Raw genomic sequence first — 7,437 nt, forward strand, 5'->3', positions numbered from 1 at the left:
GCCCGATGCCGTGCCGCCGCCAAGGCCAGTGCGCCCAGCACCGCCACCATCGGGTAGACCAGCGGCACGAACGCCGTCCCCACCGCCAGCACCAACCCGAGCGCCCACGCCGCCCGGCGGGCGCGCCGGCGTTCGGCGGTCAGGAGGGTCGTGCCGAGCGAGGCGTAGACCGGCAGCAGCACGAACACCACGGCCGTGCCCAGCCGGCCCGCCGCGATCGCGCCGGTCGCGACGGGCAGCAGCGCGTACGTCCCCGCCGCCCATGCCCGCGCGGGCACCGCGGGGATGACGTGCCGAGTGGCCAGGTACGCGGTGGCGCCCGCCAGCGGCACCGAGCCGAGCAGCAACACCGACACGGCCAGCCATGTCTTGCCCAACGCGAGCGTGGACAGCGCGGCCACGACCGCCACGTACGGCGGCGCCCACGCGTCCGACCCGAGCCCGATGTCGTGGAAGCCCTCGGTGTAGAACGCCCAGAGATCGCCGGCGCCGCCGATCACGGGAACGAGTGCGCCCCCGCCGAGCCGTCCGCCGCCGATCAGGGACCGCTCGGCGACCAGCGAGATGGCGGTCAGCGCGAGCAGGAGGACGACGCCCGGCCGGGAGAGGAACCGTTTGACCGCGCCGCTGTCCGGCGGCGGCAGCACCTCGTCCTCCTCCGCGGGGCCGTGATGGTGGTGGCGGCCGGCCGAGTCGACCGGGGCCTGGCCGGCGAGGAAGCTCTGCACCATGTCGACCAGGCGCCGGTAGGCCGCACCCGGCGGCGTCATCAGCCGCTTGATGCGGATATATCCCTTCTTGCGGCCGTGGCGGCGGGCACGCCGCGCCCTGAGCAGCCGGAGCGGGTGCACCAGGATCGACCCCATGGCCACCATCTCGTCCAGCGCGTTCGCGGGCTGTTTGCTGACGAGGAAGAGCAGCGTGCGGAAGGCCGAGCCGAGCACGTTCCGCAACAGGGCCCACACCATCGGGCCGAACGGCAGGTTCGCCATGACCACGAAGATCGCGTTCCGCCGGTCCAGCCGGCGCGGATGGTCGCCACTGACCGTGATGCGCCGGCGCCGGCGCGCCGCCGCCTCGGCGTGCCAGGCCACGGCCGAGGTCACGGCCAGGACCTTGTGCCCGGCGTTACGCACCCGCCAGCACAAATCGAGGTCGTCCCGGAACAGCGGGAAGAACGGGTCCAGCCCGCCGACCTGCTCCCACACGTCGCGGCGGATCAACATCCCGGCCGTGGACACCGACAACACCTCGCGAGTGCCGTCGTGCTGCCCCTGGTCGAACTCGCGCGGCTCCAGCCCGGTGTCCCTGCGCCCGGTACGCCCCACCGTCACGCCCAGTTCGAGCAGGCGCCGATGGTCGAGCCAGTCGCGCAGCTTGGGACCGAGCACGGCGGCTTTGGGATCGTGTTGGGCCGCGGTGAGCAGGGCCTCCAGCGCCCGCCTGTCGGGGGCGCAGTCGTCGTGGAGCAGCCAGATCCACTCGTCGGCCCCGCGTGAGGGCATCCTTTCGAGCGCCTCGGCGACGGAGTCGGCGAACGCGGTCGAACGCGGCAGGGACATGACGTTGCCGCTGCCGAACGTCTGGGCCAGCAGGTCGGCCGAGCCGTCCCTGCTGCCGTTGTCGACGCCGGCCACGCGGTCGGGCCTGCGGCTCTGGCCGGCCAGCGCCCGCAGCGTCTCTTCGAGCCAGCGCGCGCCGTCGTGGGCGACGACGATCACGGTGACGTACGGACGGGACATCGGTGGGTGACTCCTGGGGGGATGATCAGGCGCGCCCACCCTACAGGCGAAAGCAGGTCAGGAGGTGCGAAAAGGGTCACGCGGCTGCCCGCGTGACCCTTCCCCTCCACGACTAAACGGCCTGGCGTTTGATCCGTCTGCGCTCCCGCTCGGACAACCCTCCCCAGATGCCGAACCGCTCATCGTGCTCGAGTGCGTATTCAAGGCACTCGGCACGGACCTCGCACGATCGGCAGACCTTCTTGGCCTCTCTGGTGGAGCCGCCCTTCTCCGGGAAGAACGCCTCCGGATCGGTCTGCGCGCACAACGCGCGCTCCTGCCAGCCGAGTTCTTCAGCGTCAAGCTGATCCTGTGCGATGACCGGATCGGTCACTGCACACCTCCCTGCCGCCCGCCCGCAATGGAGCCCCCCATGGACGCCTTCCTTATTACCCACCCACCGGAAGGCGTAACAACATGGTTGTAATTACACGCGCGTGCCGTAGCTGACGTCAAGCGGCATGCAGGTATCCGGGGAAAGACCAGATCTCGCCCCGGTGTGCTCGGCATGTGATGTTCTCGCCCGCCACCTCATCCGCTCATGGGTTTCGGTCAAGCTCGTTCAGCCTGTCAGCGGTCCGAACCGTACCAGGGCGGGATAGACGCCCGCCCGTGACCCACCTTCTCTCTAGTCGTTCATTGCCGGTCCGTTACCTGCGCGGTTCGTTGGGCGTGTATATGGCTGTCGGGTCGATGGGGTCGTCCCCCGGGCGGCCGCCCAGGGCGTCTCCCCGGTACGCCGACGGGTCGATCCGCATCGTCGACTCCCCCTGGTCGGCCGGCGCCTGATGGGTCGGCTGGTAGGGGCGCGGCTCGTACCCGCCCTGCTGGGGTTCGTACGGGCTCTGCTGGGGTTCGTACGGGCTCTGCTGCTGGGGCTGCTGGGGCTGCTGCGGGTGGCCGAACGGGTCGTTGTACGGCCCGGTCTGGCCGGCGTAGTCCGGGACGCGCAGGTCGGGCGTGGTGCCGGCGGTCGCCGTGTGCTGGTACGTCTCCGCCTGCTGGTAGGCGTCCATGAGCTGCTGGGCGCGCGGGTCCACGGGCGGATCGGGCTCCTGGTAGGCGTTCGGGGTGGCGTACTCGCCGCCCGAGTAGCCGGTGAACGGGGTGCCGCCCTGCTGCGGCTGGTCGAACGCGCTCTGCCCGTGGTACGGCGGCTGGAACGGCACGCTCGGCGAGGTGTCGCCCGTCGGGTAGGAGGGCTGGTCGCCGGGGGTGGAGAAGGCGTCCGGCGGCGCGTACGGGTTCTGGTGGTCCGCGGGCGGCGGCGCATAGGCGTCGTCCGCGGGGGGCGGCGCGTACGGGTTCGGGCTCGGCTGGCCGTAGAGGTTCGGCTGGCTGTCCGCCGGGACGTACGGGGCCGGCTGGTACTCGGCGGCCGGGGTGTTGTACTCCTGGGCCGGCGGGGTGGCGTACTCCTGGACGGGGCGGTCGACGTTCGGCGCCGTCTCGGAGGACGTGTAGGCGGCCTGCACGAACCCGGAGTCCTGCCCGGACCCGCCGTTCTGCCCAAAACCGGGGTCCTGCCCGAAACCGGCGTTCTGCCCGAACCCGGGGTCCCGGCCGAAACCTTGCGGCTGTTGCTGGTCGGACGGCGCGGGGGGCAGCGCCGCCCTGACCGGCTGGTACGCCTCCGGCCGGGGCTGACCGTAAGCGGGCTCGGCGGACTGGACGGGCTGGGCGTCGGCGGCAGGCGGCGCATAGGCGGACTGCTCGGGCTGACCGCCGCCGAAGATCGGCGGCTGCTGGCCGTAACCGGCCGGGGGCTGCTCCGGCTGACCGAACTGCTGCCCGGACGGCGGCTGACCCATCGGCGGCTGCTGCCCGTACTGCGGCTGCTGGCCGTAGGCGGGAGGCGCCTGCTCGGGCTGGCCGGGGGCGGGCTGCTGGCCGGACGGCGGCTGCTGGCCGTAACCGGCGGGGGGCTGCTCGGGCTGACCGCCGCCGAAGCTCGGCGGCTGCTGGCCGTAACCGGCCGGGGGCTGCTCGGGCTGACCGAACTGCTGCCCGGACGGAGGCTGACCCATCGGCGGCTGCTGCCCGTACTGGGGCTGCTGGCCCGACGGCGGCTGCTGGCCGTACGCGGCGGGAGGTTGCCCGTAGCCGGGCTGGGGCTGCCCATAGGCGGGATCCTGCGGCCCGCCGGCGAACGGCGGCTGCTGGCCGAACTGGGGGTGGTGGTAGACCTGGGCGACCGGACGCTCGGGCATGACCTGCGGGATCAGATAGACCAGCGCGATGGCGGCCAACGCCAGCTGAGGCACGCCCAGGAGCACGAACTCCACGACGTCGCGGGCCCCGTCCCCGGCGAACAGCCCGAGCAGCAGCGCCAGCATCCCGAACACCGATACCAGGAGCAGCCCGGCCGCGGCCCCGTACATGATGGGCTTGGCCTTGGGCGACGGCTGGCCGACCTTGGTGACCAGCAGCACCGCGCCCAGCAGCAACGCCACGAGGACCGGGCTCGTCACGCTGGAGAAGTTCGCGGCCGCGCGACCCGTGAAGGTCGAGCCCGACGACGAGCCGATCAGGATGTGACCGATCGCCAGAAGCACGTTCAGCAGTCCAGTGACGAGCATGATCCAGGCGGCCGGCTCCTTCAGCCGGGCGACGTCAAGTTTGCTCACAAATACCCCCAACGGACCCTTTAGCCCGAAGGGAGTTTGCCACATCGCCAAGTCCGGCGGCGGGAGTCCCAGGAACCCCATACATCTCAATTCGGCCTATACCTGCGAGTACTCCCGCAAGAGTGGGGAAAACCACTCCCGCGGTGGGCTTGTCAGTGACCGGTGAAAGACTGGGCCGCATGCACATCGTGTCACTCGCCGGCGGCATCGGCGGCGCCCGTTTCCTCCGCGGCCTCCGGGCGACCGAGCCAGACTCCACGATCACCGTCATCGGCAACACGGGTGACGACATCACCCTGTTCGGCCTGCGGGTCTGTCCCGACCTCGACACCGTGATGTACACCCTGGGCAACGGCATCGACGAGGAGCAGGGCTGGGGCCGGGCCAAGGAGTCCCACGTGGTCAAGGAGGAGCTGGCCGCGTACAGGATGGAGCCGCAGTGGTTCGGGCTCGGGGACCGCGACTTCGCCACCCACATCGTCCGCTCGCAGATGCTGGCGGCCGGTTACCCGCTCTCGCAGATCACGAAGGCGCTGTGCACGCGCTGGCAGCCGGGCGTGCGGCTGCTGCCGATGAGCGACGACCGCTGCGAGACGCACGTGGTGATCGAGGACGAGCACGGCAAGCGCGCCGTGCACTTCCAGGAGTGGTGGGTGCGCCTGCGCGCCTCCGTCCCCGCCCAGTCGTTCGCGCTGGTGGGAGCGGACACGGCCAAGCCGGCGCCGGGCGTGCTCGAGGCCGTCGAGGATGCCGACGTGGTCATCCTGCCGCCGTCCAACCCGGTCGTGAGCATCGGCACCATCCTTCAGGTCCCGGGCATCCGCGACGCCCTGACCGCCAAGACCGTGGTCGGCGTGTCACCGATCATCGGCGGCGCGCCGGTGCGGGGCATGGCCGACGCCTGCCTGACGGCCATCGGGGTGGAGACGAGCGCCCAGGCCGTCCTGGAGCTCTACGGCTCGGACCTGATCGACGGATGGCTGGTGGCCGAGGAGGACGAGGGGGTCGCGCTCGACGGCGTACGCGTCGTCGCCCGCCCGATCCTCATGCACGACGCCGAGGCCGCGGCCGGCATCGCCCGTACGGCCCTCGACCTGGCCCTGGAGCTCGCTCGATGACCATCGCAGGACCTCGCCGCATCGAAGTGATCGCCGTCGAGGGGGTCGGCGAGGTGCGCCCGGGTGACGACATCGCGGCCCTGCTCAAGGACGCCGACCTCCAGGACGGCGACATCGTGGTCGTCACCTCCAAGATCGTGAGCAAGGCCGAGGGCCGCATCCGCCAGGCGCCCGACCGCACCCAGGCGATCGAGGACGAGACCGAGCGCGTGGTCGCCAGGCGCGGCGACACCGTGATCTCCCAGACCCGCCACGGCTTCGTCATGGCCGCGGCGGGGGTCGACGCCTCCAACACCGAGCCCGGCACCGTGCTGCTCCTCCCCGTGGACCCCGACGCCTCGGCCAGGCGCATCAGGGCGGGACTCGCGGAGCGGACCGGCGTGATCGTCTCCGACACGTTCGGCCGGCCGTGGCGCAATGGGCTGACCGACGTGGCGATCGGGGCGGCGGGCCTGCGGCCGCTGGACGACTTCCGCGGCATCTCGGACGAGTACGGCAACCAGCTCAACGCCACCGTCACGGCGCTGGCCGACGAGATCGCGTCCGCGGCGGAGCTGGTGAAGGGCAAGCTCGAGGGCGTGCCCGTGGCGATCGTCCGCGGGCTGTCCCACCTGGTCACCGATGACGACGGGCCCGGGGTGCGGCCGCTGGTGCGGCCGGCCGACGAGGACCTGTTCCGCTACGGGTCGCGGGATGTCGTGTTCGCGCGCCGCACGATCAGGGAGTTCTCCGACCGGCCGGTCGATCCCGAGGCGGTGCGCAGGGCCGTGGCGGCGGGCATCGCCGCGCCCGCGCCGCACCACACGACGCCGTGGCGGTTCGTGCTGGTCGAGTCCCCCGAGACGCGCACGAAGTTGCTCGACGCGATGCGCGAGGCGTGGATCGAGGACCTGCGGGGCGACGGGTTCAGCGAGCAGTCGATCGCCAAGCGGATCAAACGGGGCGACGTGCTGCGTAACGCTCCCTACCTGGTGGTGCCGTGCCTGGTGATGGAGGGGTCGCACACCTACCGCGACGCGCGGCGCAACGCGTCCGAGCGGGAGATGTTCGTGGTGGCGACCGGTGCCGGGGTGGAAAACTTCCTGATCCAGCTCGCCGTCGAAGGGCTCGGCTCGGCGTGGGTGTCGTCCACGATGTTCTGCCGCCCGGTCGTGCGCGCGGTGCTCGACCTGCCGGAGTCCTGGGATCCGATGGGCTGCGTGGCCGTGGGGCACGCGGCGGCCCCGCCCCGGGATCGTGCGCCCCGCGACCCGGCGGACTTCATCGTGACACGCTGACCCGGGCCTCGACTCCGATGTCAGTTGACTGTTTACCCTTAGGAAAGTTTCCTTTACATTCGGAGCATCCCCCCATGTAAAGGAGCGCTTTCATGCGAAGGATGCTCACGTTAACCGCCGTGGTAGTGATCGCCGTCGCCACCACGCTCTTCAACACGACCCCGGCGTTCGCGCACGGGTACGTCAACTCCCCACCGAGCCGGCAGGCCAACTGCGCCCAGGGCAAAGTGCCCAACTGCGGCAACATCATCTACGAGCCGCAGAGCGTGGAGGGGCCGAAGGGCCTGCGCAACTGCCACGCCAACCTGTCGCAGTTCGCCCAGCTGAGCGACGAGAGCAAGCCGTGGCCGGTCGCGTCCGTGGGCAGCACGGTGACCTTCACCTGGACGTTCACCGCCAGGCACGCCACGCTCAACTACGAGTACTACATCGGCAACACCAGGGTGGCCGTGTTCAGCGGCAACAACCAGCAGCCCCCGGCGACGGTCTCGCACACGGTCAACCTGTCCGGCTACTCCGGCCGCCAGAAGATCCTGGCGATCTGGAACATCTCCGACACCACCAACGCCTTCTACTCCTGCATCGACCTGCAGATCGGTGGCGGCGGCAACCCCAACCCGACGCCCACCCCGAC

At 71.1% G+C, this 7,437-nt stretch carries 6 protein-coding genes; 3 read left to right on the top strand and 3 right to left on the bottom strand.

Annotated elements, in window-relative coordinates; translation table 11 throughout:
- The 3 genes from ETD86_RS51245 to ETD86_RS57680 all read right to left on the bottom strand — a co-directional run.
- The coding region (locus tag ETD86_RS51245; RefSeq protein ID WP_138673875.1) for a glycosyltransferase family 2 protein at positions 1–1,742 on the bottom strand (1,742 nt) is incomplete at its 3' end.
- A 112-nt stretch (positions 1,743–1,854) separates the two neighbouring features.
- Positions 1,855–2,115: a WhiB family transcriptional regulator gene (locus ETD86_RS51250; protein WP_020546325.1), complete on the bottom strand. Its 261-nt coding sequence runs from the start codon at positions 2,113–2,115 to the stop codon at positions 1,855–1,857.
- Positions 2,116–2,431: 316 nt separating this feature from the next.
- Positions 2,432–4,408: a hypothetical protein gene (locus ETD86_RS57680; protein WP_211370857.1), complete on the bottom strand. Its 1,977-nt coding sequence runs from the start codon at positions 4,406–4,408 to the stop codon at positions 2,432–2,434.
- Positions 4,409–4,587: 179 nt separating this feature from the next.
- On the opposite strand from ETD86_RS57680, the gene cofD reads away from it, so the two are divergent.
- From cofD to ETD86_RS51270, 3 genes are all read left to right on the top strand, one after another.
- The gene (gene cofD, locus ETD86_RS51260) at positions 4,588–5,526 is read left to right on the top strand and encodes a 2-phospho-L-lactate transferase (protein ID WP_138673876.1); all 939 of its coding nucleotides are present in this window, start codon (positions 4,588–4,590) and stop codon (positions 5,524–5,526) included.
- Positions 5,523–6,803 carry a coenzyme F420-0:L-glutamate ligase gene (locus ETD86_RS51265; protein ID WP_138673877.1) on the top strand — a complete coding sequence of 427 codons (1,281 nt, stop codon included), beginning with the start codon at positions 5,523–5,525 and terminating at the stop codon, positions 6,801–6,803. The genes cofD and ETD86_RS51265 overlap by 4 nt, the downstream gene beginning before the upstream one ends.
- A gap of 101 nt (positions 6,804–6,904) precedes the next feature.
- A partial coding sequence (locus ETD86_RS51270) for a lytic polysaccharide monooxygenase auxiliary activity family 9 protein (RefSeq protein WP_211370858.1) occupies positions 6,905–7,437 on the top strand: 533 nt, incomplete at its 3' end.

Origin of the sequence: Nonomuraea turkmeniaca (genome assembly GCF_005889735.1) — a bacterium.
GTDB lineage: Bacteria > Actinomycetota > Actinomycetes > Streptosporangiales > Streptosporangiaceae > Nonomuraea > Nonomuraea turkmeniaca.